Source organism: Kocuria sp. ICS0012 (assembly GCF_001665945.1).
Taxonomy (GTDB): domain Bacteria; phylum Actinomycetota; class Actinomycetes; order Actinomycetales; family Micrococcaceae; genus Kocuria; species Kocuria marina.
In genome coordinates, this window is sequence record NZ_LZMM01000079.1 from 1 (window position 1) to 1076 (window position 1076).

Annotated in this window: 1 protein-coding gene and 1 pseudogene; one reads left to right on the top strand and one right to left on the bottom strand. The window is 66.4% G+C overall.

From position 1 onward, the window contains the following. A pseudogene (locus tag A5728_RS14920) lies at positions 1-564 on the top strand (hypothetical protein); the annotation flags it as partial. Between the two features lie 170 nt (positions 565-734). Here the strand turns inward: A5728_RS14920 and A5728_RS12515 are convergent. After that, positions 735-1028: a transposase gene (locus A5728_RS12515; RefSeq protein WP_156523464.1), complete on the bottom strand. Its 294-nt coding sequence runs from the start codon at positions 1026-1028 to the stop codon at positions 735-737. Positions 1029-1076: the final 48 nt, after the last annotated feature.

Here is a 1076-nt window from a genome sequence, read left to right on the forward strand (position 1 = left end):
CTGACCGCGGCGCACCGCGCGAACGCGCTGTTCGACGCACACCGGGACGACCCGGAGTTCGGGTATCGGTACCTGCACGAAGAGGCCGCCGAGGCAGGTCAGGTGATGGCCGGGCGGGCCGCGTGGTCGATCTGTTCGCAACAGGGCTGGTGGTCGGCGTTCGGCAAGAAACGCGCCAAGAACGGCAAGAGGCCCGGGCCGCCGGCCCACGAGGACCTATGTGCTGTGGTGGACGAGCACGGCAGGACCCGGCACGTCTTCACTGCTGAGGCCCCGAACCAGCTGTGGCTCACCGACATCACCGAGCACCGGACTGCTTGGATTCCAGCAGTCGTCGCAACACCTACAGAACCTACAGAAGAGGTGTCGCGGTGGCGGAGAAGAGATACATCGACGAGCAGAAGGAGGAGGTCGTCGTGGATCGGCGGCCCCGGGCGTTTCCCGTTCTTGCCGCGCTTCTTGTCGAACACGGACAACCACTGGTTGTCCCGGCAGATCCTCCACGCGGTCCGCTCGCACCTCTCTTCACCGGCCTCGCCGGCTTCGCCGACGAGGAACCGGTAGCCGAACTCGGGGTCATCGCGGTGGGCATCCAGTAGCGCGTTGGCGCGATAGGCCTCGACCAGCTCGGCCTGGGTGAGCTGGTGTTTGAGCCAGCGGTAGTAGGGCTGGCGGGAGAGCTTTGAGGACCCGCAGGGACACCACGACGGGAATGCCGTCAGCGGCGAGCTCGCTCACCAGCGGTGGGGGCACCTCCCGCTTGCAGGGAAAGAACCTTTTCCCGGCAGGTTCGCCTGAGACAGGTAGGCGGCCGCGCGGCGCAGGACCTCGTTCTCCTGCTCCAACAATCGGTTCCGGCGGCGGAGCTCGCGCAGCTCCGTGGAGTCTTCACGGGTCTTCCCGGGCTTGTTGCCGTCATCAATGTCGGCTTGGCGCATCCACTTGTTCAGCGTCATCTCGTGGACGCCGAAGTCCTTGACGATCTGAGCGAGGGTGACGCCCGCTTCACGGGCGCGCGCGACACGCACGACGTCGTCGCGGAACTGTTGAGGGCAGGGCTGCAGGGCTTAGGCACG